This window comes from Amycolatopsis sp. cmx-4-61, from assembly GCF_046548775.1.
Lineage (GTDB): Bacteria > Actinomycetota > Actinomycetes > Mycobacteriales > Pseudonocardiaceae > Amycolatopsis.
The window spans coordinates 78,359-103,115 of the sequence record NZ_JAEBEI010000028.1; the positions used below are offsets into that span (position 1 = coordinate 78,359).

Annotated in this window: 17 protein-coding genes and 1 pseudogene; 5 read left to right on the forward strand and 13 right to left on the reverse strand. The window is 73.1% G+C overall.

Features of this window, described 5'->3' with window-relative positions; all coding sequences use genetic code 11:
- Window positions 1–248: 248 nt before the first annotated feature.
- From ACLJOU_RS43005 to ACLJOU_RS43015, 3 genes and pseudogenes are all read right to left on the reverse strand, one after another.
- Entirely contained in the window at window positions 249–1,892 is a 1,644-nt protein-coding gene (locus ACLJOU_RS43005; RefSeq protein WP_410575043.1) for a thiamine pyrophosphate-binding protein, read from the reverse strand.
- Window positions 1,889–2,833, reverse strand: a complete 945-nt coding sequence (gene speB / locus ACLJOU_RS43010) for an agmatinase (protein ID WP_410575044.1) — start codon at window positions 2,831–2,833, stop codon at window positions 1,889–1,891. Before speB ends, ACLJOU_RS43005 begins: the two co-directional genes overlap by 4 nt.
- Window positions 2,826–4,270, reverse strand: a pseudogene (locus tag ACLJOU_RS43015) (sodium:solute symporter). The gene speB and the pseudogene ACLJOU_RS43015 overlap by 8 nt, the downstream one beginning before the upstream one ends.
- Before the next feature lie 98 nt (window positions 4,271–4,368).
- Here ACLJOU_RS43015 and ACLJOU_RS43020 point away from each other — a divergent pair.
- From ACLJOU_RS43020 to ACLJOU_RS43030, 3 genes are all read left to right on the forward strand, one after another.
- A complete protein-coding gene (locus tag ACLJOU_RS43020; RefSeq protein WP_410575045.1) occupies window positions 4,369–5,871 on the forward strand; it encodes a PucR family transcriptional regulator ligand-binding domain-containing protein in 1,503 nt (500 codons plus the stop codon).
- 188 nt (window positions 5,872–6,059) lie between these two features.
- Entirely contained in the window at window positions 6,060–6,737 is a 678-nt protein-coding gene (locus ACLJOU_RS43025; protein WP_410575046.1) for a response regulator transcription factor, read from the forward strand.
- A complete protein-coding gene (locus tag ACLJOU_RS43030; RefSeq protein ID WP_410575047.1) occupies window positions 6,734–7,858 on the forward strand; it encodes a sensor histidine kinase in 1,125 nt (374 codons plus the stop codon). Before ACLJOU_RS43025 ends, ACLJOU_RS43030 begins: the two co-directional genes overlap by 4 nt.
- Window positions 7,859–8,042: 184 nt before the next feature.
- Here ACLJOU_RS43030 and ACLJOU_RS43035 read toward each other — a convergent pair whose 3' ends face one another.
- Both ACLJOU_RS43035 and ACLJOU_RS43040 read right to left on the reverse strand, forming a co-directional pair.
- Window positions 8,043–9,119 (reverse strand): alpha/beta hydrolase, encoded by a 1,077-nt coding sequence (locus tag ACLJOU_RS43035; RefSeq protein WP_410575048.1) that lies wholly within the window; start codon window positions 9,117–9,119, stop codon window positions 8,043–8,045.
- Complete coding sequence (locus ACLJOU_RS43040; RefSeq protein ID WP_410575049.1) at window positions 9,113–10,645, reverse strand: PHP domain-containing protein; 1,533 nt, start codon at window positions 10,643–10,645, stop codon at window positions 9,113–9,115. The genes ACLJOU_RS43035 and ACLJOU_RS43040 overlap by 7 nt, the downstream gene beginning before the upstream one ends.
- A gap of 68 nt (window positions 10,646–10,713) precedes the next feature.
- On the opposite strand from ACLJOU_RS43040, the gene ACLJOU_RS43045 reads away from it, so the two are divergent.
- Entirely contained in the window at window positions 10,714–11,142 is a 429-nt protein-coding gene (locus ACLJOU_RS43045) for a hypothetical protein (protein WP_410575050.1), read from the forward strand.
- Here the strand turns inward: ACLJOU_RS43045 and ACLJOU_RS43050 are convergent, their stop codons facing one another.
- The 8 genes from ACLJOU_RS43050 to ACLJOU_RS43085 all read right to left on the reverse strand — a co-directional run bounded on the left by ACLJOU_RS43050 (window position 11,143) and on the right by ACLJOU_RS43085 (window position 23,516).
- Complete coding sequence (locus ACLJOU_RS43050; protein WP_410575051.1) at window positions 11,143–13,254, reverse strand: 3-hydroxyacyl-CoA dehydrogenase NAD-binding domain-containing protein; 2,112 nt, start codon at window positions 13,252–13,254, stop codon at window positions 11,143–11,145.
- A complete protein-coding gene (locus ACLJOU_RS43055; protein ID WP_410575063.1) occupies window positions 13,254–14,453 on the reverse strand; it encodes a thiolase family protein in 1,200 nt (399 codons plus the stop codon). Before ACLJOU_RS43055 ends, ACLJOU_RS43050 begins: the two co-directional genes overlap by 1 nt.
- Before the next feature lie 183 nt (window positions 14,454–14,636).
- Window positions 14,637–15,266 carry a DUF998 domain-containing protein gene (locus ACLJOU_RS43060; protein ID WP_410575052.1) on the reverse strand — a complete coding sequence of 210 codons (630 nt, stop codon included), beginning with the start codon at window positions 15,264–15,266 and terminating at the stop codon, window positions 14,637–14,639.
- A gap of 126 nt (window positions 15,267–15,392) precedes the next feature.
- Window positions 15,393–17,027 (reverse strand): allophanate hydrolase, encoded by a 1,635-nt coding sequence (locus ACLJOU_RS43065; protein WP_410575053.1) that lies wholly within the window; start codon window positions 17,025–17,027, stop codon window positions 15,393–15,395.
- Window positions 17,024–20,572 carry an urea carboxylase gene (uca, locus tag ACLJOU_RS43070; RefSeq protein ID WP_410575054.1) on the reverse strand — a complete coding sequence of 1,183 codons (3,549 nt, stop codon included), beginning with the start codon at window positions 20,570–20,572 and terminating at the stop codon, window positions 17,024–17,026. The genes ACLJOU_RS43065 and uca overlap by 4 nt, the downstream gene beginning before the upstream one ends.
- Window positions 20,569–21,204: an urea amidolyase associated protein UAAP2 gene (locus ACLJOU_RS43075; RefSeq protein ID WP_410575055.1), complete on the reverse strand. Its 636-nt coding sequence runs from the start codon at window positions 21,202–21,204 to the stop codon at window positions 20,569–20,571. The genes uca and ACLJOU_RS43075 overlap by 4 nt, the downstream gene beginning before the upstream one ends.
- Complete coding sequence (locus ACLJOU_RS43080; RefSeq protein WP_410575056.1) at window positions 21,201–22,034, reverse strand: urea amidolyase associated protein UAAP1; 834 nt, start codon at window positions 22,032–22,034, stop codon at window positions 21,201–21,203. Before ACLJOU_RS43080 ends, ACLJOU_RS43075 begins: the two co-directional genes overlap by 4 nt.
- Before the next feature lie 12 nt (window positions 22,035–22,046).
- On the reverse strand, window positions 22,047–23,516 hold the full coding sequence (locus ACLJOU_RS43085; protein WP_410575057.1) for an amino acid permease: 1,470 nt from the start codon (window positions 23,514–23,516) through the stop codon (window positions 22,047–22,049).
- Window positions 23,517–23,709: 193 nt separating this feature from the next.
- Here ACLJOU_RS43085 and ACLJOU_RS43090 point away from each other — a divergent pair, with 193 nt between their 5' ends.
- Complete coding sequence (locus tag ACLJOU_RS43090) at window positions 23,710–24,357, forward strand: TetR/AcrR family transcriptional regulator (protein ID WP_410575058.1); 648 nt, start codon at window positions 23,710–23,712, stop codon at window positions 24,355–24,357.
- Window positions 24,358–24,757 lie beyond the last annotated feature (400 nt).

Here is a 24,757-nt window from a genome sequence, read left to right on the forward strand (position 1 = left end):
CGCGAGGAGGACGGACCGGATCTTGCCGGTCTCCCGCACTTCCAGCGCGGCGAAACTCCGACGACCGCGCCTCCAGCGCGTCGGCGATCTTCAGCAGGGCCGGCGGCCGCTGCGCCGGAGTGCTGCGCCGCCAGGTCGCGAACGCCTGGGGGCGGCTGCCACCGCTGCGTCCACGTCGGCCGGCGAGGCGATCGGGCTGGTGCCGGACACTTCGCCGGTCGAGGGGTCGGTCAGGTCGAGCGTCCGGCTCATGCCTTCTCCCGGTGGGTCGGCGCGAACAGCTTCAGCAACGCGGGCAGGACGACGACGGACGGCCCGGGTGTGCGCAGCGCTTCGGCGAGGTCCGCGCCCACCTTGTCCAAAGAGGACAGGCGAGCGGGCACGCCGAAGGAGGAAGCCAGTGCGGCGAAGTCCGGCCGGGCCAGCTCGGTCGCCGTGGTCCGGCCGAAGGTGTCCGTGAGGTATTCGCGCAGGACGCCGTAACCGCCGTCGTCGATGATCAGCCACGTGACGTCGAGGTCGTGCTGCACCGCGGTGGCCAGCTCGGCGAGGCCGTACATCGCGCCGCCGTCGCCCGACACCGCGAGCGTGGGGCCGCCGCAGACGGCGCCGCCGAGCGCGGCCGGCAGCCCGTAGCCCAGCCCGCCGGCGCCCTGCGCGGTGTGGATCGGGGCGCCCTCGGGATTCCACGCCGACCAGGCCCAGTAGGCCGCGATCGTCATGTCCCAGAACGTCTGCGTGCCCTCGGGGAGCGCGGCACGGATGTCGTCGATCAGCTTCCGCTCGGCGGCCAGGTCCTGACCGTCCAATCGCGACTCGACGCGGGCGAGCAGGCCCGAGACGGCCTTCTCGGCCCGGCCGTCGGACGCCCGCATCGGCACCCACTCCAGCAGCGCCTGCAGCGTGAGCCGGACATCGGCGTGGATGCCGAGACCGGGGTAGTTCGCCTCCAGCTTGCCGAGGTCGGCTTCGACCTGGACCACCCGGCCGCGCGGGGCGAATTCGCGGTAGTTGCTGGACAGCTCGCCGAGCCCGGAACCCAGCACGAGCAGGACGTCGGCGGCGGCGAGGAACTCCGTGGTGTGCCAGTCCTCCAGCCACGACCGGCCGGACAGCTCGTGGTCCCACGGGAAAACCCCCTTGCCGCCGAACGTCGAGACCACCGGCGCGCGCAGGGCTTCGGCCAGGGCCAGCAGCTCCGCGTGCGCGCCAGACCGCAGGGCGCCGCCGCCGGCCAGGATGACCGGGTTCGCCGCCCCCGCCAGCAGTTCGGCTGCGGCGGTGACCAGCTCCGGCAGGGGTTCCAGCGGCGGGGGAGCAGCCGACACCGACGTGATCGGCGGGATGCCCGCCGGGCCGAGCAGCACGTCCTGGGGGATCTCCACCCACACCGGCCCGTAGGGCGCGGTCGCCGCCGACGTCCACGCCTCGCGCAGCGCCGACGGGAGCTGGCTCGCCCGACGCACGACGTGCACCGACTTGACGACGCCGGCGAAGCTCGCCTGCTGGTCGGGCAGCTCGTGCAGGTAGCCGTGCCGCCCGCCGCCGAGCCCGGCGACCGGCACCTGGCTGGAGATCCCGAGCACCGGCACCGACGCCGCCCGGGACTCCTGCAGGGAAGCCAACGTCAGCAGCGCACCCGGGCCGGTGGAGACGACCAGCGGTGTCACCGGCACGGGCCCGTCCGGGTCCGCCGCGAGCCGGGCGCGGGCGAACCCGTCGGCGGCGAAGGCGAGGTTGTTCTCGACGCGCCCGCTGATCACGCGCAGGTCCTCGGCCCGCCGCAAGGCCTCGAACAGGCCCAGCGCGTGCTGGCCCGGCAGGCCGAACACCGTGTCGGCGCCCAGGGCCCGCAGGGTCTCGACGACGACGTCGCCGCCGATCCGCGTCATGCGCCCGTCCCCAGGGTCAGCAGGCTCACCAGGTCGTAGGCGACGTGCGAGGCCGCGATGGCGGTGATCTCGGCGTGGTCGTAGGCCGGGGCGAGCTCGACGACGTCCGCGCCGACCAGGTTGAGCTCACGCAGCCCGCGCAGGATTTCCAGCAGCTCGCGGCTGGTCATCCCGCCCGCCTCGGGGGTGCCGGTGCCGGGCGCGTGGGCCGGGTCGAGCACGTCGATGTCGACCGAGACGTACAGCGGCCGGTCGCCGATGCGCCGGCGCAGCGCGTCGACCGTCTCGGCGACCCCGCGGCGCAGGACGTCGCCGGAGGTGACGATGCCGAAGCCGAGCCGCCGGTCCTCCTCGAGGTCGCGCTTGCCGTACAGCGGGCCGCGCGTGCCGACGTGCGACAGCGCGCTCGTGTCGAGGATGCCTTCCTCGGACGCCCGCCGGAACGGGGTGCCGTGGGTGTACGGCTCGCCGAAGTAGGTGTCCCAGGTGTCGAGGTGCGCGTCGAAGTGCAGCAGGGCAACGGGTCCGTGCTTCTTCGCCACGGCCCGCAGCAGCGGCAGCGCGATGGTGTGGTCGCCGCCGACGGTCACCAGCCGCGTCCCGTCCGCCTGCAGCGCCTCGGCTTCCTGCTGCAGCGTCTCGATCGCTTCGCCGATGTCGAACGGGTTGACGGCGATGTCGCCCGCGTCGACGACCTGCTTTTCGGCGAACGGCGAGACGTCCAGCTCCGGGTGGTACGGCCGCAGCAGCCGGCTCGCCTCGCGGACCGCCGCCGGCCCGAACCGCGCGCCGGGCCGGTAGGACACCCCGGAGTCGAAGGGCACCCCGACGACGGCGACGTCGGCGCGCTCGACCTGGTCGATCCGCGGCAGCCGCGCGAAGGTCGCGAAGCCGGCGAACCGGGGGATGCGCGCCGAGTCGAGGGGTCCGATGTTAGGCACTGGTGGGCTCCTGTTCCCGAATCGAGGTGGGGGTGTCTTCGCCGGCCAGGCGGCGGGTCCAGGTGGAAAGGATGGTCTCCGGCGTGCGGGGGGTGGCGAGGCTGACCGCCAGGTACACGACCAGGCTGCCGCCGAGGCCCCAGTAGATCGGGGTGTTGGCGTCGACCCCGTCGATGATCATGAAGGCGATGACGGAGAGCGTCCCGGCCACCATCGAGGCGTATGCGCCCTGGCGGGTGCCGCGCTTCCAGAACAGCGCGCCGACGATCGCCACCAGCAGGCCGCCGACCAGGATGTCGTAGGCGATGGTGAGCGCGTTGACGACGTCGTCGACGAGCATCGCGATCCCGATGGCCAGCAGGCCGAGCAGCAGCGTGGCGATCCGGTTGCGGCGGACTTCGCCGCCTTCTTGAGGTCCAGCTTGGTCAGCAGGTCCGACGTCGTGGTGGTCGAGCACGCGATGAGCGCGCCGCTCGCCGTCGACATCATCGCCGAAAGCGCGGCGGCCAGGACGAGGCCGCGGACGCCGGTCGGCAGCAGCCGCTCGACGATCGTCGCGAAGGCGTCCTGTGCGCTGGCGATGTCCGGGTAGAGCGCGTGCGCGGCGGTGCCGATCAGGGCGCCGGCCAGGCCGTAGACCAGGCAGTAGCCGCCGGAGGTGAGGCCGCCGGAGGTCGCGATCGCGGGCGTGCGGGCGGTGAACACGCGCTGCCAGATGTCCTGGCCGATGAGCAGGCCGAAGGTGTAGATCACGAAGTAGGTGATGATCGTGTCGGTGCCGATCGCGGTGAAGCTGAAGAAGCTCGCGTCGAGCTTCGCGCGCATGCCGTCGAAGCCGCCGGCGGAGGTGATCGCCACCGGCAGCAGGATGGCCAGGATGCCGATGGTCTTGATGACGAACTGGGCGATGTCGGTGAGCGTGATCGACCACATGCCGCCGAGCACGGAGTAGAGGACGACGATCGAGCCGCCGACCGCGATCCCGGCCCAGTTCGGCAGGTCGAACAGCACCTTGAAGATCGTCGCGAAGGCCAGCGTCGAGGTCACCGTCAGCATCAGCGTGTAGCCCCACATGACGACGCCGGACACCGCGCTGGTGCGCCCGCCGTAGCGCAGGTCGAGCATCTCGCCGACGGTGTAGACCCGCAGCCGCACCAGCCGCCGCGCGAACAGCGCGTGCAGCACCAGGATGCCGACGCCGATGCTCACGACCAGCCACATGCCGGAGATACCGTAGGTGTAGCCCAGCTTCACCCCGCCGACGGTGGACGCGCCGCCGAGGACGACGGCCGACATCGTGCCGGAGTACAGGAACCAGCCCAGCCGCCGCCCGGCGACGAGGTAGTCGGACTTCGTCTTCGCGAGCTTCAGGCCGTACCAGCCGACCCCGAGCATGCCCGCGACGTACAGCGCGATCACCGTGTAGTCGCCGGTCACGGTGTCCTCCTCACGTCGGTTTCGGGTCACCGTAGGTTCGCTCGCCACCGCTGCGGCATGGGATGATTCATCTCATAGTCGACTCGGATGGGGACGCAATGACCCAGAACCCGGAGATGGCGCACACGGAGGTGAATGTCCCGTTACGGGACGTGGTGGGCAACCGGGAGCTCGCCTTGGAGGTCGTCCCCGAGACGCTGCGGCCGGGTGCACTGGACCTGCCCGTGCGCTGGGCCCACGTCAGCGAGCTGCAGGATCCCGCGCCCTACCTGCTGGGCGGCGAGCTGATCCTCACGGCCGGCGTGAACCTGCCGGGAAACCTCGACCGGTACGTGCGCGGGCTGCGGGACGCCGGCGTGACGGCGCTGGGGTTCGGCCTCACCCCGACGGTGCACGAGACCCTGCCGGAGCCCCTGCGCCGGGCCTGCGCGCGCCGCGGGCTGCCGCTGCTGGTGGTGCCGTCGCGGACGCCGTTCCTGGCGGTCAACCGCGCGGTCTCCGTCGCGTTGACCGAGGCCGGGCAGCGGGACCAGCGGCGGGTCACGGCGGCGCGCGAGACGCTGACCCGCGCGGCGGGTGGCGGGCTCGGCGAGCTGACGTCGGCGCTGGCGGCGGTGCTGCGGTCCTGGGTCGCCCTGGTCGGCGCCGGGGACGTGCTGGCCTCGGCGCACGACGCGCCCGCGCCGCTGCCGCCCGAGGTGCGGGAGCTGCTGGCGACCGTGCGGGCGGGCAGCGGGATCCGGAGCGCGACGACGTCGGCCGGCGGCACCTTCGTGGTGGTCCAGCCGGTGTATCCGCAGGCCACGGCGTCGCACCTGGTGGTCGTCGGCCGGTCCCGGCGGCTCGACGGCGCGGACCGGGCGATCCTCGCCGTCGGCGCGGCCCTGCTCGGCCTGGTCGGCCGCGCGGGCTCCGACGCGGCCGAGCTGGGCGCGGCGGCCACCGGCCTGCTGCTCGGCCGGACTGCCCCGGACGAGGTGGCCCGCGCGTTGGTCGGCTCGGCCGTCGTCCGCCTGGTCGCCGGGGCGGCGTACCGGCGTGGGCCGGCCGAGGTGGCCCAGCGCCCGGACTGGCTGCGCGCGCGGCTGGACACGCCGCTGGTCTCGGTGCTGCCCGGGCCGTCGTTCGTGGCCGTCGCCGACTCCGTGCCGCTCGCGGTGCTGGAGGACCTGCGTGCGGCCGGCTGGCTCGCGGCCGTGGGGTCACCGGGGCCCGCTGCCCGGGCGGCTTCGGCCTCGGCGGAGGTGGAGCTCCTGCTGGCGCGGGCGCGCGCCCTGGGCCGCCCGGTGCTGGCGGGCGGCGGGCCACCGGACTTCGACGCGCTGCTGGACCCCGGCGCGTCCCGGGGGTTCGCCGAGAAGGTGCTCGCCCCGCTGGTGGCCCTGGACGAGGCCGGTGACCGCTCACTGGTGGTGACGCTGCGGACCTGGCTGGCCCACCACGGCGGCTGGGAGCCGACGGCGGCGGAGCTGGGCGTGCACCGCAACAGCGTCCGGCACCGGATCGCCCAGGTGGAGAAGGCGTTGGGAGTGGATCTGGCGGACCCGGAGACCCGGATGCGGCTGTGGTTCGCCCTCCGGTGGGCCACCCTTCATCCTTGAAGGGCGCTCTCAGGGCGGCGGGGCAGCTCCGCTCCGCCCGCTGCCGTAACACGCGCCCACCTGGCGCTTGGGCGAGGCAGCGGAAGACTTACTGACCGCAGAGTTCGTCGCGCCGGCCCGCCGTGCGTCTCATCGGATGCACAACGCCCTTAAAGGGCGCTCTCAGGAAAATATGGGATTGTGGGCTCGTGCGAGTTTTGGTAGTCGAGGACGAAGAACCCCTGGCCGACGCGATCGCCCGTGGGCTGCGCCGGGAGGGCATGGCCGTGGACGTCGCGCTCACCGGGGACGACGGGCACGAGAAGACCGCCATCACGCGGTACGACGTCGTGCTGCTGGACCGGGACCTGCCCGGGATGTCCGGGGACGAGCTGTGCCGGGAGATCGTCGCCTCCGGGGAGCTGACCCGGGTGCTGATGCTCACCGCCAGCAGCTCGGTGTCCGACCGCGTGGACGGGCTGTCGCTGGGCGCCGACGACTACCTCGCCAAGCCGTTCGCCTTCCCCGAGCTGGTCGCGCGGGTGCGGGCGCTGGGCCGCCGGGCGACGCCGGCCGCGCCGCCGCTGCTCACCGCCGGGGACGTCGAACTCGACCCGGCCAAGCGGACCGTCCGGCGCGCGAGCGGGCCGATCGAGCTGACGCGCAAGGAGTTCGGCGTCCTCGAGGTGCTGCTGCAGGCCGCCGGGTCCGTCGTCAGCAGCGAGGAGCTGCTCGAGCGGGTCTGGGACGAGAACGCCGACCCGTTCACCACGACCGTCCGGGTGACCGTCATGACGCTGCGGAAGAAGCTGGGCGAGCCGGGGATCATCGAGACCGTCGTCGGCTCCGGGTACCGGGTGCCGGAGCCCGGCGCTTCCCGCGCGTGAACCTGCCGGGCACCCGCACCCTCCGCGCCCGGATCACCCTGCTGGCGACCGTCCTGGTCGCCGCCGTCAGCCTGCTGCTGCTCTGGCTGGCCTGGACGCTGGTGCGGGACTCGCTCGACACCGTGCCGCAGATGCCGCCGGGCAGCGTGGTGGTCGTCGACGGCGTCTCGGTCGACGCCTCGACGCTCGCCGAGCACCTGCGCGTCCACGCCCGCGACCGGATGCTGCTGTTCGGTTCGCTGGCGTTCCTGCTGGTGGTGGCGGCCGCGGCGATCCTCGCCTGGACGTTCACCTCGCGCGTGCTGCTGCCGCTGCGCGAGATCACCGGGACCGCGCGGCGGCTGTCGGTCGAGTCGCTGGGGGAGCGGATCGGCGAGATCCGCTCCCGCGACGAGCTGGCCGAGCTGGCGAGCACGTTCGACGACATGCTGGACCGGCTCCAGGCCGCGTTCGACGCCCAACGCCACTTCGTCGCCAACGCCAGCCACGAGCTGCGGACGCCGCTGTCGGTGATCCGCACCGAACTCGACGTCACCCTGGCCGACGACGCCGCCGACGAAGCCGAGCTGCGGCGCATGGCCGGGGTGGTCCGCGACGCCACCGAGCGCGCCGGGCAGCTGGTCAACTCCCTGCTGCTGCTGGCCCGCACCGACGGCGCCGGGCTGGGCGTCCACGAGCCGGTGGACCTCGCGGTGGTCGTCGACCGGGCGTGGCGCGCGGTCCGCCGCGAAGCCGAGCAGCGCGGGATCCGGGCGTCGTTCACGACGCCGCCGGCGTCCGCGTTCGGCGACCCGGCGCTGCTGGAGCGGATCGCGGGGAACCTGCTGGAGAACGCCGTGCGGCACAACGTCGACGGCGGCTGGATCGAGGTCGTGGTCCAGCCGGGGCCGCGGTGGTCGACGCTGCGGGTCCGGTCCTCGGGCGGCCTCGTCGACCCGGCGGGGGTGGCGGAGCTGTTCGAGCCGTTCCGCCGGGCGGGCGTGGCCCGCACGGCCCGCTCGGGCGCGGGCCTGGGCCTGTCGATCGTCCGCGCAGCGGTGGCGGCGCACGGCGGGAGCGTGACAGCGGAACCGATCGTGGGCGGCGGCCTCGGCGTGACGGTCCACCTTCCGGTCCACTGACCGGGCGCCACCAGGCCTCACCCGTGCTCCGCCGGGCATCACGAGTGACTGAAGGGTCATCACGCGTGATTGAAGGGCCATCTCGCGTGATTGGAGGGTCATCTCGCGTGATTGGCGAGCCGACACGGCGAGGTCCGGCCGGCCCGCCGTGTCGTCCCTCCAATCACGAATGATGGCTGTCTGATCACGGGTGATGGCCCAGGGCGAGAGCGGCGCGGAGGACTCCGGCCGCGTGGAGCATGGCTGCGCGGGCGTCCGGGTCCACGCCGACACGGTTGGCGAAGCCGTGGAGCTGGCCTTCGTGACGTCGGTGGACCAGGGGGACGCCCGCTTCGGCGAGGCGGGCCGCGTAGGCCTCGCCTTCGTCGCGCAGCAGGTCGAAGCCGCACGTGGCCACGAACGTCGGGGGAAGGCCCTCGAGACTCTCGTCGTAGAGGACCGACGCGCGCGGGTCGCGGTAGTGGGCCGGGTCGCGCAGGTACTGCGCGCGGTACCAGGCCCATTCGTCGCGGTCCAGGCGGAAGCCCGAGCCGAACTGCCGGTGCGACTCCGACGAGCCCAGCGCGTCCGTCGCCGGGGTGAGCAGGAGGCTGAACGCGGGCCGCGGCAGCTCGCCGCGGGCCGCCGCGTGGGCGACCACCGCCGCCAGGTTGGCGCCGCTGCTGTCGCCGCCCACCGCGAGCCGGGCCGGGTCCACGCCGAACTCCGCCGCGTGCTCGTGGACGAAGGCGAACGCCGCCACCGCGTCCGAAGCCGCCGCCGGGAACGGGTGCTCCGGCGCCAGCCGGTAGCCGATCGACACGACCCGCACCCCGGCTTCCTCGGCCAGCAGCCGGCACGCGCCTTCGTGCGTGTCGAGGCTGCCGAGCACGAACCCGCCGCCGTGGAAGTACACGAGCGCCGGGCTGGGCGCGGGGACGCCGGCCGGCTCGTACCACCGCAGCGGCAGCGGCCCGCCCGGCCCGGGCCACGACGCATCGCGCGTCCGGACGCCCGGGCAGATCCCGGCGCCGGCGAGCGCACCCGCCAGGTTCAGCTCGGCCCGCGCCCGCGGCAGGCTGCCGTTGTGGTGGGGCGCGTCGAACGGCGCCCAGCGCGACACCCGCATGAGCACCTGCGCGGTGAGGACCGGCTCCCGGCCGGCCACGACCACCGGACGCCCGGCGATCAGCCGCAGCACCGGCGACGGCAGCCGCAGCAGGAAGCGCAACCCGGCCATGACCGACCGGACGAGCAGCCGGCGGGAGAGTCCAGTCAGCACAGGTCCACGAAAATCGGGTTCGCGTACAACCACAAGTCCTCGAACGGGTTCGCCTGCCCGACGACGTCCGGCGTCGGCTCGGCATCGCCGTTCGAGCCGCGGACCCGCAGGTAGAACGGGGACCGCACGTTCCGGAAGGTGTGCCGGAACACGACCTGCCGCCCCGGCGCCCAGCGCGGCTCGAACGACTCCACGACCCGCGTGCCCGGCGCGGTCATCGCGTCGCGGTCGGCGGCCGGGCCGGTGACGGGCCCCGCGACGACGTCCAGGCGCGCCAACCGCGGCACCGAACCGCCGCCGTTCGGCCGGGACGCCAGCCGCGCGGAGACGACGACCGTGACGTCCGAACCCCGCCGCACCCGCAGGCGTCCGCCCAGGGGCGCCGAGGAACCACCGCCGTACGCGCCGACCTGCAGGTCCGGCACCAGGCCGCCGTGCGACAGCCAGATCCGACCGGCCCGCAGGCCCGCGAGGACGCCTTCGAGGCTGCGCTGCGTGACGCCGACGTGCGTGCGGCTGAACTCGCCCGGGTAGAAGTCGGCGTACGGCGGCACGAACTGCGGGACGCCGGAGTCGACGGGGTCCGGGAACCTGCCGTGCGTGTCGTACCAGTCGCCCGGCACGTCCGGGCGGACCAGCGTGTCGCCGCGGTTGTAGTGCGAGTCGGAGTTCGTGGTGATCCACCACGGCTTGCCCTCGGCGAGCAGCGAGTCCCACAGCCCGCCGACCTTCGCCGTCGCCCAGTCCCAGCCGCCGTGCGTGCGGTACGCCTCGGCCGGGTAGCCCGGCCACGAGTTCGGCCCGGGGCTGTTGCCGTAGCCGCCGCGCGCGCCGCCGTTGCCGAGCGGCTCGGGGAAGCCGTCCGCCTGCGCGCCGGGCGCGCCCTCCATGCCGATGACGATGCCCGGCGCGGCGTCGCGGTAGGCCCGCAGCTCGTGCGGGGCGACCCGGCCGTTGCGCAGCGGGTGGTTGATCAGCACGACCGGGGCGTGGATCCGCTTCGCCTGTTCCTCCGAAGCCAGCCACCGCAACGCCCGCAGCGCGAGGGCCTCGTTCGCCGGGCTCGACGCCTCCGAGTTCGTCAGCCGCCAGTCGAAGGCCCGCTCGAACTCGCGCAGCTTCGCGGCCTGCTGCGCACCGGCCTGGAAGAAGACCGTGGCGTGCTCGGCGCCCGGGACGTTCCACTCCATGCCGTGCCACAGCAGCAGGTCCGGGTACTTCCGCCGGGCGGCGAGGAAGTCGGCTTCGGTGGGTTCGACCGACACCTGCTCGTGCTCGGCGTGGCCGTGGTCGGTGAAGACGATCCAGTCCGCGCCGTGCGCCCGCCCGCCGGCGGCGATCTGCTCGATCCGGTACATCGCGTCGTAGGAGTACTGGCTGTGCGTGTGGTGGTCGCCGACCAGCCACTGGTAGCGGCCGCACACCCGGCTCAGGTCGACGTCGAGGCCGGGGCGGGGGAGCGGGAGGCCCGCGGCGGCGGCCGCGAGGCCGGCGCCCTGGAGGAAGCGGCGTCTGTCGGTGGTCACGGCCGGACGCTAAGCCGCCGGGGTGAACGGGCGGTGTCCCGGCGGCCAACTGTGCTGTGATCTTCGGTGTGGAGGACAAACCCCTGGCCCGGGTGCTGGCGCCGGTCATGGCGCTGGCCCTGGCCGCCGGCGTCGGGCTCGCGTTCTTCATCGCCGCGCTCGTCCGGCCGCCCGACCTGCCGGTGGACACGAATCCGGCGCCCCTGGCCGGGCACACGCTCTGCGCGGCGGTCGTCGTGGTCTTCCCCTCCGCCACGGACATGCGGGCCGCGGCGCGGTCCCTGCACGACGACCCGACGGTCCGGCGGGTGTTCGTCGACCCGCCGTCGGTGTCCCTGCTCGCCGTCCCGGGCACCGACCTCAAGGCCTGGGCGCAGCAGCTGCACGCCCGCTTCCGGACCGCCGAGCGAGTGACGGTGATCGACTCCGACGCGACGGCGGCGCAGCTGAAACTCACCGCGCCGCCGCCGAAGTGCCCCCGCGAGGGCGAGTACTAGCTACGCCGTCGGCACCGACGCCACGCCCGGAGCCAGGAACGGCTTGCCGTTCACGCGCTCGGACACGCCGGAGCGGTCCAGGTACGGCGTGATGCCGCCGTTCCAGAACGGCCAGCCCGCCCCGAGGAGCAGGCACAGGTCGATGTCCTGCGCCTCGGCGACCACGCCCTCGTCGAGCATGATCCGGATCTCCTCGGCGATGGCCGACAGCGCCCGCTCGCGCACCTGCTCCGAAGTGGACGGCCGGTCACCCTGGGTCCACAGCTCGGCGACCTCGGGATCGACCGAGGCGTGGCCCTGGGCGTCCCAGATCCAGACACCCTTCTTGCCCGCCTTGACGAACTTGGCGAGGTTGTCCGACACCGTGAACCGGTCCGGGAAGGACTCGTGCAGCGTCTCGCCGACGTGCAGCGCGATGGCCGGGCCGACGAGCTGCATCAGCGTCAGCGGCGTCATCGGCAGGCCCAGCGGTTCCAGGGCCTTGTCGGCGACCTCGAACGGCGTGCCTTCGTCGACGGTCACCAGCACCTCGCCGAGGAAGCGCAGCAGGAGCCGGTTGACGACGAACGCGCTCGCGTCCTTCACCAGCACGCTGGACTTCTTCAGCTGCTTGCCGACCGAGAACGCCGTCGCCAGCGCAGCGTCGTCGGTCCGCTCGCCGCGGACGATCTCCAGCAGCGGCAGCACGGCCACGGGGTTGAAGAAGTGGAAGCCGACCACGCGCTCGGGGTGCTGCAGCTTCGACGCCATCGCGGTGATCGACAGCGACGAGGTGTTCGTCGCCAGGATCGTCTCGGGCTTGACGTGCTGCTCCAGTTCGGCGAATACCTGCTGCTTGACGCCGAGCTCCTCGAAGACGGCTTCGATGACGAAGTCGGCGTCGGCGAACGCGGCCTTGTCGAGCGAGCCGGAGACCAGCGCCTTGAGCCGGTTGGCGCCGTCCGGGGAGACGCGCTTCTTGCTCAGCAGCTTGTCGATTTCGGCGTGGACGTACCCGACGCCCTTGTCGACGCGCTCCTGGTCGACGTCGGTCAGCACGACCGGCACCTTCAGGCGGCGCACGAACAGCAGGGCCAGCTGGCTGGCCATCAGGCCGGCGCCGACGATGCCGACCTTGTTCACCTTGCGGGCCAGGGACTTGTCCGGCGCGCCGGCGGGGCGCTTGGCGCGCTTGTTGACCAGGTTGAACGAGTACAGCCCGGCGCGCAGGACGTCGGACATGAGCAGCTCGGCGAGGCCGTCGGTCTCGGCGGCGTACCCGCGGTCGAGATCGTTCTCCTTCGCGAGCTCGAGGAGTTCGACGGCCTTGGTCGCGCCCGGCGAGGCGCCGTGCGTGCGTCCGTCCACAATGGACTTCGCGCGGGCGATGGCCGCGTCCCACGCTGCACCGCGGTCGATTTCCCGGCGTTCCGGCTTGAGCTCGCCGTTGACCACGCGGGCCAGCCACAGCAGCGACTGCTCGAGGTAGTCGGCCGAGCCGAAGACCGCGTCGACGATGCCGAGCTCGGCCGCCTGCTTGACGTTCAGCATCTTGTTCTGCGCCAGGGCGTTCTCGATGATCACCGTGACGGCGGCGTCGGCGCCGATGAGGTTCGGCAGCAGCTGCGTGCCGCCCCAGCCCGGGAACAGGCCGAGGAAGACCTCGGGGAACGCGATCGCCGCGGTGTTCTCCGACAGCGTCCGGTAGTGGCAGGACAGGGCCAGCTCCAGGCCGCCGCCCATGACCGCGCCGTTCACGAACCCGAACGTCGGGATCGACGACTCGGTGAGGCGGCGGAACACGTCGTGCCCGGTCTGGGCGATCTCGCGCGCCAGCTGCGGGTCGCTGACGGCCTCGACGCCGGACAGGTCGGCGCCGACGGCGAAGATGAACGGCTTGCCGGTGACGGCGATCGCGGCCGGCTCGGCTTCGAACGCCTTGTCCAGTGCCGCGTTCAGCGACACCAGGCCCTGCGGGCCGAAGGTGTTCGGCCGGGTGTGGTCGTGGCCGTTGTCGAGCGTGATCAGCGCGACCGGCTTCGCCAGCCCGGGCACCTTGACCAGGTTGGTCTTCGCGTGGGTGACGACCTCGTCCGGGAACGCGGCCTTCGCCTCTTCTGCGGTGAAAGTCATTACTTCGCCCCCTGGAGGCCGTTGTAGGCCGGGTTTTCCCAGATCACGGTGCCGCCCATGCCGATGCCGATGCACATCGTGGTCATGCCGTACCGCACGTCGGGCCGCTCGGCGAACTGGCGGGCCAGCTGCGTCATGAGCCGGACGCCGGACGACGCCAGCGGGTGGCCGCACGCGATGGCGCCGCCCCACTGGTTGACGCGCGGGTCTTCGTCGTCGATGCCGAAGTGGTCGAGGAAGGCCAGCACCTGCACGGCGAAGGCTTCGTTGATCTCGAACAGGCCGATGTCGTCGATGGTGAGGCCGGTGCGCTTGAACAGCTTCTCGGTGGCCGGCACCGGGCCGATGCCCATGACCTCCGGCTCGACGCCGGCGAAGGAGTAGCCGACCAGCCGCATCGCGACCGGCAGGCCCAGCTCGCGGGCGGTTTCCTCGTCGGCGAGGAGCGACGCGGTGGCGCCGTCGTTGAGGCCGGCCGCGTTGCCCGCGGTGATCCGGCCGAACGGGCGGAACGGCGTCTTGAGGTTCGCGAGGGTTTCCAGCGTGGTGCCCGGCCGCGGCGGCTCGTCCTCGGTGGCCAGTCCCCAGCCCAGCTCCTTCGAGCGGGTGGCGACCGGGACCAGCTCGGGGCCGATCTTGCCGGTCTTGACGGCTTCGGCGTAGCGCTCCTGGCTGCGCGCGGCGTAGGCGTCGGTGCGCTGCTTGGTGATGGCCGGGAAGCGGTCGTGCAGGTTCTCGGCGGTCTGGCCCATGACCAGGGCGGTCGGGTCGACGAGCTTGTCGGCGATGATCCGCGGGTTCGGGTCGACGCCCTCGCCCATCGGGTGGCGGCCCATGTGCTCGACGCCGCCGGCGATGGCGATGTCGTAGGCGCCGAAGCCGATGCCGGACGCGGCGGTCGTGACGGCCGTCATGGCGCCGGCGCACATGCGGTCGATGGCGAAGCCGGGGACCGACTTCGGCAGCCCGGCCAGCAGCGCGGCGGTGCGGCCGATGGTCAGGCCCTGGTCGCCGGTCTGGGTGGTGGCGGCGATGGCCACCTCGTCGACGCGCTCGGGCGGCAGTTCGGGGTGCCGCCGCAGCAGCTCGCGGATGGTGTTGACGACCAGGTCGTCGGCGCGGGTCCCGGCGTAGATGCCCTTGTCGCCGGCCTTGCCGAAGGGGGTGCGGACCCCTTCGACGAAGGCGACGGTGCGCACGCCCCGCGCGGTCGGCGCGAGCGGCGTTGCTGCTGTGGCCACGAATGCTCCATGAAGTAGACAGGTCTTCTTGCGGGGTCCGGGTGGCGGAGCCCCCGGCCGGGGCGGAGCCCCGGTTGTCACTGTCCGCACGATAGCCCTTGTTACCCACGGGTAACCAGTGGTGTGGCCCGGTCGAGTGGGCTACGGCACACTCCGGGGTTCCATCGTCCGTCCTTTCACGAGCCACGCGACGCCGAACGCCTCCACCGCGATGGCCTCCAGCCACAGCGCCGGGTGCAGGGACGGCGTCAGGCCGAGGTACTTGGCCAGGGCGATCAGCACCAGGCAGGCGAGGATCACGCCCCCGCAGACGCGGTAGAGCGCGCCGAACCGTTCGGGCTGTTCGCCGTCGTGGGGGAAGAGGCGGAGGCAGAAGTAGGCGAGGGAGAGGAAGAACACGGCCGCGAAGGCGAGGTGCAGGACGCCGGCGGTGCGGTCCCAGGCCGTGACGTCGTGGTCCGGGGTGGTGGGAAGGAAGGCGAGCCCGATCGCCCCCAGCCCGGCGACGGTGCTGGCGATGTTGTCGACGTAGTCGTGGCCGTAGTAGGCGAGCAGGAACACGCCGACCGCGCACATCGCGCCGACGAGGACGTCCCGCAGGTCGGTGTAGTAGTAGCCGCTCAGCGAGCCGATGAGGTCGCCGCCCTGCACCAGCTGCTTGCCGAGGATGAGGACGAGCGGCAGGGCCAGGCCGATCAGCCCGATGGCGCGGCGCAGGAACAGGTACGAGTGGACGAGCGTGGTCTGCGGGGATGTGGTCGCCGTGGTCATGGCCGCCTCCGGGGGTTCACTGAGGTGGATCGGCGTCCAAGTGCCCACGGGTGAGGGTTGTTACCACGGAGTTGTCCAAGTTCTCAGCTGATCGTTACGCAGTTCGGCGGAGACGCCGTCGCGGATTCACCCGAGGCCGAGGTGGGCCAGCCAGCCGCCCTTCGCCGAGATGTCCTCCGCTCCCTCCGTGGCCACCGGCTCGCACAGGAAGCCGGCCACCCACCTGCCGTCGGCCAGTTCCAGTTTGCCGATGGCCAGGGGCGCCGGGATTCCCGCCACGAATTCGCCGAACCCCTTCGCCGGGAGCTCCCACACCTCCGCCGCGACAGAAACCCCGCCGGACGCCACCCGCACCAGGCCCGGCTTCGGCGGCACCGTGTCCAACGCATACAGCCGGTACGCGGCCGCCGTCGACACGGACGACACGAACCGGCCGCCGCGGGAGGTGAGCTCGTGGTTCAGGGGCTGGCCCCGCAGGTGCGCCCCGACCACCACGATCGGGATCCGCCGGCGCCGCAGCCCGGCCAGGGCCGCCAGCTTCAGGTCGTCGTGCGGAGCACCCAGGAACATCACCCCGAACGGCCGCCCGGCCACCGAACCCGCCGGGACCGCCAGCGCGGACAGCCCGAACAGGTTCGTGGAGTTGGTGAACCGCCCCAGCCGGGCGTTGACCGCCACCGGGTCCGCCGCCACCTCCGCCAGCGTCGGGTGTTCGCTCGTCGTCGGGAGCAGGATCGCGTCGACGCCGGCCAGCACGGCCAGTGCCTCCGCGCGCAGGGCCGCCACGGTTGCCTGGTCGGCGAACAACCGGTGTGCCGGGATGTCGCGAGCCGGGCCGATGATCGAGCGCACGACCGGGTCGACGGCGTCCGGGTGCGTGTCGATGAACTCGCCGACCGCCGTGTACCGCTCGGCGACGAACGCGCCGCCGTACAACAGCCGGGCCGCCTCCAGGAACGCCGAGATGTCCACAGTGGTCACTTCGGCGCCCGCGGTCGCGTAGTCCTCGACGGCGGCGTCGAACGCTTCGGCCCAGCCGGGCGCCAGGGATCCCAGCCGGTCGGGGACGCCCAGCCGGAACCGTCCGGGGTGGACCCGCGCGGGCTCGGCCAGGCAGGTCAGCGCGAACGACGCCTCCTCGACCGTCCGCGCGAACAGCGACACGCAGTCGATGCTCGCGCACGCGGGCACCACACCCTGAGCCGGCAGCAGGCCGGGAGTCGGCTTGAGCCCGACGATCCCGTTGAACGCCGCCGGCACCCGGCCCGACCCCGCGGTGTCCGTCCCCAACGCGAGATCCACGATCCCCAGCGCGACGGCCACCGCCGAGCCCGAACTCGACCCACCGGAGACGTACGCCGGGTCGACGGCGTTGCGCACCGCACCGTACGGGCTGCGCGTCCCGACCAGGCCGGTCGCGAACTGGTCCAGGTTCGTCGTGCCGAGCACCAGCGCCCCGGCCGCCCGCAGCCGCGCGACGACCGGGGCGTCCGCCTCCGGCTCGTACGCGTAGCCCGGGCAGCCGGCCGTCGTCGGCAGTCCCGCGACGTCGATGTTGCCCTTGACGGCCACGAGCTTGCCGTACAGCGGCCGCCCGCGTTCCTCCAGTGCGGCGGCCTCGGCCAGGACGTCGGCTTCCGGCCGGAGGCCGATCCAGATCTCCGGCCGGTCCACCTGCTCGATCCGCCGGTAGGCGGCCCGCACCCGCTCCACGGCGGTGTTCGATGCCGCCTCCGCGGGCGGGAGTGCGTCGGCGCTCACCCGAGCACTACCAGCGGCGTGCCGGGGGCGACCTGGTCACCGGGGGACACGAGCACCTCGACCACCTCACCGTTCGACGGCGCGGGGATCCGCGCCTCCGTCTTCATCGCCTCCAGCGTCACCAGGGCCTGCGCGTGCTCGACGCGCTCGCCCGCGGTGACGTCGACCCGCCACACCGTCGCCGCGAACGGTGCCTCGACGACGTGCCCGCCCGGCGGCGCCTCGACCCGGGCCGGCGGCCGGGTGACCGGCTCCGGTTTCGGGTCGAACTCGCCGGCCGCCGCCCACGCCCGTCGTTCCGCCTCGAACGCGGCCGCCTGCGTCGCCCGGAACCCGGCGATGCTCTCGGCGTTGTCCGCGAGGAACTGCTGGTAGTCCGCCAGGGCGAACGAGCCCTCGGTGGTGTCGAGCTCCAGCGTCCCGGACGCGCTCTGGGCCCGCAGGTCCAGCAGTTCCCCGGCCGAGACCGGGTACCAGGAGATCCGGTCGAAGAACCGCAGGTTCCACGGCCGGTCCCCGCCGCGCCAGCTGTTCCACACCTGGACCGTCCGCCCGACGAACTGGTAGCCGCCCGGGCCTTCCATGCCGTAGATGCACAGGTAGGCGCCGCCGATCCCGACGGAGTTCTCCGCCGTCCACGTCCGGGCCGGGTTGTACTTGGTCGTGACCAGGCGGTGGCGCGGGTCCAGCGGGGTCGCCACCGGGGCGCCGAGGTAGACGTCGCCGAGGCCGAGCACGAGGTACTCCGCGTCGAACACCGTCCGGTACACTTCGTCCACACTGGACAGTCCGTTGACGCGCCGGATGAACTCGATGTTCCACGGGCACCACGGCGCGTCGTCGCGGACGCCGGTCATGTACCGCTCGATCGCCTCGCGGGTGGCCGGGTCGTCCCACGACAGCGGCAGCCGCACGCTGCGGCTCGGCACGACGAGGTCGTGCGTCGGCGGCAGGTCCCGCTCCAGCTCGCGCACCAGCCCGAGGGCCTTGCCGACCGGCAGCGCGTCCGGGTCGACGTGCACCTGCAGCGACCGGATGCCCGGCGTCAGGTCCACGATCCCCGGCGCGCCTTCGGCTGCCAGACGCTCGGCCAGCGCGTGCACCCGCATCCGCAGGGCGAGGTCGAGCTTCATCTCGCCGTACTCGACGAGCAGGTTGTCGTCGCCGCTGCGGCGGTAGGTGACCGACGGTTCGCCCACGGATCCCACACTGTCCGAGGAGGACAGTCGCGCGAGGACGCCGCCGTCCTCGCGGACGGCCCGGCTCGGCTCGACCGCCGACGACGGCCGCCGCCGCAGCGCCGCCGCGTGGTCGGTGCCGATCGGCACGAACCGCACGGTGTCGCCCGGCCGCAGCTGCCCGAGTTTCCAGCGCTCGCCGGTCGCCACCGTCGCCGGGCAGACGAACCCGCCGAGGCTGGGCCCGTCCGGGCCGAGCAGGATCGGCAGGTCGCCGGTGTAGTCGACGGCGCCGATCGCGTACGGCGTGTCGTGGATGTTCGACGGGTGCAGGCCCGCCTCGCCGCCGTCCGCGCGGGACCATTCGGGCCGCGGCCCGACGAGCCGGACGCCGGTGCGCGCGGAGTTGAAGTGGACCTGCCAGTCCGTGGCGTAGAACGTGTCGACGTCTTCCGGGGTGAAGAACTCCGGGGCCGCGTGCGGGCCTTCGAGCGCGCCGATCGTCCAATGCGGAGCGAAGACCGGCCGCTCCGCCGCGGGGACCGGGCCCGCGACCGGGTCCGCGGGTGCCGGCCCGGGCCGCAGGACGTCCCCGGCGGCCAGGGCGCGGCCGCCGTGGCCGCCGAACTTCCCCAGCGTGAACGTCGCCGCGCTGCCGAGGAACTCCGGCACGTCGATGCCGCCGCGGACCAGTACGTAGCTGCGCAGCCCGGCGGTGCACGCCCGGACGTCGAGCGTGGCGCCCGCCGGCACCTCGACGGGTGTCCACAGGGGGACCTCGGTGCCGTCGGCGAGCACGGCTGCCGGTGCGCCGGTCACGCACACCTCGGTGGCGTGGGAGAACCGCAGCGCGACACCGTCCACAGTGCACTCGAGGCCGGGTGCGCCCTCCGGGTTGCCGAGGGCGAGGTTGCCCAGCCGCAGCGAGAGGTCGTCCATCGGCCCGCTCGGCGGCACCCCGACGGCCCAGTACCCGGTGCGGCCCGGCCAGTCCTGCACGGTCGTCATCGTGCCGCCGCGCAGGACGTCGATCCGCGGCTCGGCGTCGGTCACCGCGTCCAGCGTGGACGTGTCGTGCGCCGCCGCGCCGAAGGTCGGGTCCGCGGCCGCCGCCCGCAGCTGCCCGAGGTTGGTCTGCACCCCGTCGAACCGGGTCGCGGCGAGCGCTTCCCGCAGGTTCGCCAGGGCCTCGGCGCGGTCGGTGCCGGTGCAGACCAGCTTGGCCAGCAACGGGTCGTAGTGGGTGGTGACGGCCGTGCCCGGCTCGACCCACGTGTCGACCCGGGTGCCCGGAGGCAGGGTGACCCGGGTGACGAGGCCCGCGCTCGGCCGGTGCCCGGCGCCCGGGTCCTCGGCGTACACGCGCGCCTCGACGGCGTGCCCGCGCGGGATCGGGACCGCGCGGAACATCCCGCGATCGCCCTGGGCGAGCCGGAGCATCCAGGCGACCAGGTCGACGCCGTGGACGGCCTCGGTGACCGGGTGCTCGACCTGCAGCCGCGTGTTGACCTCGAGGAACGCCGCTTCGCCGCGCTCGGCGTCGTAGACGTATTCGACCGTGCCCGCCGAGCGGTACCGCACCGACGAGCACAGCGCGACGGCCGACTCGACGAGCTGCTTGCGGACGGCGTCGGGCAGGTCCGGTGCCGGGCACTCCTCGACGACCTTCTGGTTGCGCCGCTGCAGCGAACAGTCGCGCGTGCCCAGCTCCAGGACCTCGCCCAGGCCGTCGCCGAACACCTGCACCTCGACGTGCCGGGCGCGGGTCACCAGGCGTTCGAGGAAGACCCCGGAGCTGGCGAAGCTCTTGGCCGCGACGCTGCGCACGGTGTCCCAGGCGGCGCGCAGCTCCTCCGGCGACGCGCAGGCGCGCATGCCGATCCCGCCCCCGCCGCCGGTCGCCTTGAGCATCACCGGGTAGCCGATGTCCGCCGCGCGCGCCAGTGCCTCGTCCACATCGGACAGCAGGCCGGTGCCGGCCAGCAGCGGCACGCCCGCCGCGATGGCCGCCTCGCGCGCGGTGTGCTTGCTGCCGAACACCTCCAGGTGCTCCGGAGCCGGGCCGGCGAACACGATCCCGGCGTCTTCGCAGGCCCGGGCGAACGCCGCGTCCTCCGAGAGGAAGCCGTAGCCGGGGTGGATCGCGTCGCAGCTGGTCTCCAGCGCCGCGGCGATGATCGCGTCGGCCCGCAGGTAGCTGTCCGCCGCGGGTGCCGGGCCGAGCCGGACCGCCCGGTCGGCGAGCCGCACGTGCGGCGCGAGGCGGTCGGCGTCGGAGTGCACCGCCACGGTTTCGAGCCCCAGTTCCCTCGCGCTGCGCAGGATCCGGACCGCGATCTCGCCGCGGTTGGCGACGAGCAGCCTCACTCGCCGCCTCCCGGGGAGATGACGATCATCCGCACGGGCGTCGGGTCGAAACCGTTGCAGGGGTTGTTGATCTGCGGGCAGTTCGAGACGAGCACCAGCACGTCGGTCTCGGCCCGCAGCCGGACCTCCAGCCCGGGCGCCGAAATGCCGTCGACGATGCCGAGCGTGCCGTCCTCTTCGACCGGCACGTTCATGTACCAGTTGACGTTGCTGACCAGGTCGCGCTTGCCCAGGCCCCACTTGGCGCCCTCGATGAGGAAGTTCTCGACGCAGGCGTGCTGGTAGCGGGTGTGCTGGCCGTAGCGGAGGCTGTTGGACTCCTTGCTGCACGCGCCGCCGAGCGTGTCGTGGCGCCCGCACGTGTCGGCGACGACGGTCAGCAGCGGGGCGCCCTCCTGGGTGCGCAGGACGCTGCCGGTGGTCAGGAAGATGTTGCACTGGCCGGCGATCGTCGCGGCCGCGCTGTAGCGCTTCGAGGTGTCGTGCGCGTCGTAGCAGAGGAAGTCGACGGCCTGGTTGCCGCCCAGGTCCATGATCGCCAGCTCCTGACCCGCCTGCAGCACCGTGGAGAACGGCGCCCGCGCGGGGACGTCGAAGCTGACTTCGAGCTGGGACTCGTACGCCGTGCTCATGCGATCCCCCGTGCGGTCAGGTAGTCGGCGGTGTTCTCGAAGGCCCGCTGCGCCTCCGGCGTGTGTGTCCACTCCGGACTGTCCGGTGTGGTCGGCCGGTCGCGCCAGGCGAGGACCTCCAGGTTGGTCACGGTGTAGTCCGGGCGCGGGTCGACGGGGTGGGCGACGTTCGCGACCAGCACGATCGACGGGATCTCGAGGCGCAGGTCGACGGCCTTGCCCGCGCCCGCGGACCCGGTGAACTCCAGCCGGCCGTCCGGCTGCACCCGCACGCCCTGGAAGAACGACAGGCTGGGCGGCACGTCCCGCGGGCCGAGGCCGTTCTTCGCCGCGGCCAGCGTGAACAGCGGCAGCCCGGCGGGGGAGGGGCCCTGCGGGGCACCGTCGCCGTACCGCTCGGTGTTACCGTCCACTGTGGACGTACCGCAGAGCGCGTCGTGGTGGCCGCTGGAGTCCGCGACGATCGTGGCCAGCACCCGGCCCTGGTCCGACAGCAGCGCCACCGACTCGCCGAGGTAGGCGTTCCACTGCACCTTCACCGTGTCCGCGACGTTCAGCCGTTCCCACGGCTGATCGGCGTTGAACAGCAGCAGGTGCGCGCAGGCGTCGCCGTCGACGTCGGTCAGCCGCAGCCGCGTGCCGCGGGCCAGCACCTTGTGCGTGTACCCGCCGCCGGCCACGGTTTCGGCCCAGGTCAGCGCTTCGGGGTCGACTCCGGCCGGTGGGGCGGCCCAGGTGCTCGCGGGGATCGACGGCATCGTGTCGACCACGGTGCCGGCCTGCGCGCGGGCGTGGTCGCGCGCTCCGTAGGTCGTCGCGGTGGTGCTCATGGTCGTCCTCTCTCAGGTCGCGGGTTCGAGAGCGGGAGCAGGGCGCAGCCGCAGCCAGCAGAGCCAGCCGATCACCAGTGCGCCGCCGACGAACTCTATCGGGAACAAGAGCATCCAGGGTGCGCCCGAACCGGCGAGATCGTAGATCTCCGCGCGGGGCCAGGCGATGTTCACGATCATGGCGATTCCGTACAGGACGGCTGCCCCGTTCAGCGGTACCCCCCAGCGCCCCAAGGAGAACCGGCCGGGTTCGGCGGGGAACCGCCCGCGCAGCCGCTTGACGAGCAGGGGGCCCGTCACGAGCAGGTAGGCCAGGTAGACGACCACCACCGACGTCGCGGTGATCGTGCTGAACAGGGTCGGGTTGCCGACGTTGAGCAGCAGCAGCCCGATGGCCAGCGCACCGGACAGCAGGGCCGGCGCGACCGGCGTCCCGGTGCGCGGGCTGACGCCGGCGAGGCGGCCGGACCCCGGGAGCGCGCCGTCGCGGGCCATCGCGTAGATCAGCCGGACGGTGCCGGTCTGGATGGTCAGGGTGCAGACGACGACGGCGATCGCGACGTCGGCGAGGAAGACCCGGCCGAGGGTGTCGCCGAAGACGGCGGTGATCACGTACGGCAGGCCTTTGCCGGCGAGCTGCCCGTCGGTGAGGCTCGGTGCGGCCATCAGCGCGGTGACGACGACGGCGAGGCCGCCGATCCCGGAAACGAGCACCGCTCGCAGCACCGCGCGCGGAGCCGCCTTGCGCGCGTCCTTCGTCTCCTCCGCGACCGACGCCGCGGTGTCGAAGCCGTACAGGACGTACGCGGCCATGAGCGCCGAAGCGAGCACCCCGCCGATACCCGCGCTGGTGCCCGGTGCGTCGTGCAGCACCACCTGCGGACCGCGCACGGCGAACAGCGTCAGGCCGCCGATGAGGACGACGACCCCGAGGAGCTCGGCCGCGACCCCGACGTCGTTGATCCGTGCCATCAACCGGACGCCGCCGGTGTTGACGGCGGTGGTGAAGACGAGCAGCACGGTGCCCAGCAGCACGGCGTTGGCCGCACCGGTCGGCGACGTCACCGACGGGTCGCCCCCGACGAACTGGAAGCCGTCCCACACCGAGGGCAGCACGACCTGCAGGGCGATGGCCGCCGCGGCGAGCGCGACGACGCAGCCGAGCAGCATCATCCAGCCGGCGAGCCAGCCCAGGAAGCCCTTGGTGAGCTGTTTCGCCCACTGGTACACGGATCCGGCGAGCGGGTAGCGCGCCGCGAGTTCGGCGAAGACCAGGGCGACGAGCAGCTGGCCGGCCAGGACGACCGGCCACGTCCAGAAGAACAGCGGCCCGCCGAAGGTGTAGCCGAAGCCGAAGAGCTGGAAGACGGTGGTGAGGATGGAAACGAAGGAAAAGCCGGCGGCGAAGGCGGAAAACCCGCCGAGGGACCGGCGGAGTTCCTGGCGGTAACCGAAAGCGGCGAGTTCGTCGGGTGGGGTCATGCGCGCTCCTTGTTTCGATCGCCTGACAGAAATTAGGTTTCCGCCGCGTCGCGGCGATCTCCGCGGGGTAAGGACTCCGTTAACGCCGGGACGGTCACGGCGTCAATGAGGAAACCCCGGCGTAACCCCGGCTCCCCGCGCGAGTTGCCGCCGGAAACCTGGCAAGATCTCGCCCGTGGGCAAAGGGGCGGGAGTGGGCAGGCCGAGGGCGAGCGGAGTGGCGGCGAACCGCCCGGACGCGCGCGCGGCGGTGCTCGACGCGGCGGGGGAGCTGTTCACCGGAGCCGGGTACGCGGCCACGACGACGAGGGCGATCGCCGAACGCGCGGGGCTGCGTCAGGCGTCGCTGTACTACCACTTCCCGGCGAAGGAAGACATCCTCGCGGCGCTGCTGGCGGAGACGGTCCGCCCGTCACTGGCGCTGGCGGCCCGGCTCGCGGCCGGCGAGGCCCCGGCGGCGGTCCGGTTGTGGGCGCTGGCGTACGCGGACATCGGCCTGCTGGGCGGGGCCCGGCACAACCTGGGCGCGCTGTACCTGCTGCCGGAAGTCGGCTCGCCCAACCTGGCGCGGTTCCGCACCGAGCGCGCGGACCTGAAGGCGGCGTACGGCCGGCTGGTCGCGGCCTCGGGCGTGGCCCCCGCGGCCGTCGCGATCCGCACGGACCTGGTGTTCGGCCTGGTGGAGAGCATCGCGGTGATCCGCCGCGACGATCCGGCCCTGGACGTCGAGGCCCACGTGCGGGAGGGCGCCGACGGCGTGGTCCGGCTGGTGGGCCTGCCGGAGCCGACCGACGGCCTGCGCGCCGAGGCGCACGCCTTGCTGGCGGCTCTCCCGGACTAGGGCCGAGGTGGGCCGCCCAGCAGGTGGCTGATGATCACGGCATGCAGGACGATTGTTTGAGCAGGTTGAACTGTCGTTCGACGACGTGCGGCCGCGGTGGTCGACCGCGTCGAAGGCGGGTGGTGGGCCGCCGCGGGACCCGCGGCGTTCGCGGTGCCCGGCTTGGTCTGCGGGTTCGGGGAGCACGGCGGTGATGCCGCGCTCGCGCAGGTGTCCGCGGATCGCGCGCGAGGAGTGGGCCCAGCGACCAACCGGAACGTTCGTCAGACACGCCCTAGGGCGTGTCCTCAAAGCCAGAGGAGCAGGGTGGCCAGGTCGATCAACCCTCGGTAGGAGGTAGCGGTCTTGTCGAAACGGGTGGCGATGGCACGGAACTGTTTGAGGCGGTTGAAGCAGCGTT

Coding starts and splice junctions, on each gene's coding strand:
- ACLJOU_RS43005 (WP_410575043.1), bottom strand. CDS start 1,892: ATGACGCGGATCGGCGGCGACGTCGTCGTCGAGACCCTGCGGGCCCTG.
- ACLJOU_RS43020 (WP_410575045.1), top strand. CDS start 4,369: ATGACCCAGAACCCGGAGATGGCGCACACGGAGGTGAATGTCCCGTTA.
- ACLJOU_RS43050 (WP_410575051.1), bottom strand. CDS start 13,254: ATGACTTTCACCGCAGAAGAGGCGAAGGCCGCGTTCCCGGACGAGGTC.
- ACLJOU_RS43060 (WP_410575052.1), bottom strand. CDS start 15,266: ATGACCACGGCGACCACATCCCCGCAGACCACGCTCGTCCACTCGTAC.
- ACLJOU_RS43075 (WP_410575055.1), bottom strand. CDS start 21,204: ATGAGCACGGCGTACGAGTCCCAGCTCGAAGTCAGCTTCGACGTCCCC.
- ACLJOU_RS43080 (WP_410575056.1), bottom strand. CDS start 22,034: ATGAGCACCACCGCGACGACCTACGGAGCGCGCGACCACGCCCGCGCG.
- ACLJOU_RS43085 (WP_410575057.1), bottom strand. CDS start 23,516: ATGACCCCACCCGACGAACTCGCCGCTTTCGGTTACCGCCAGGAACTC.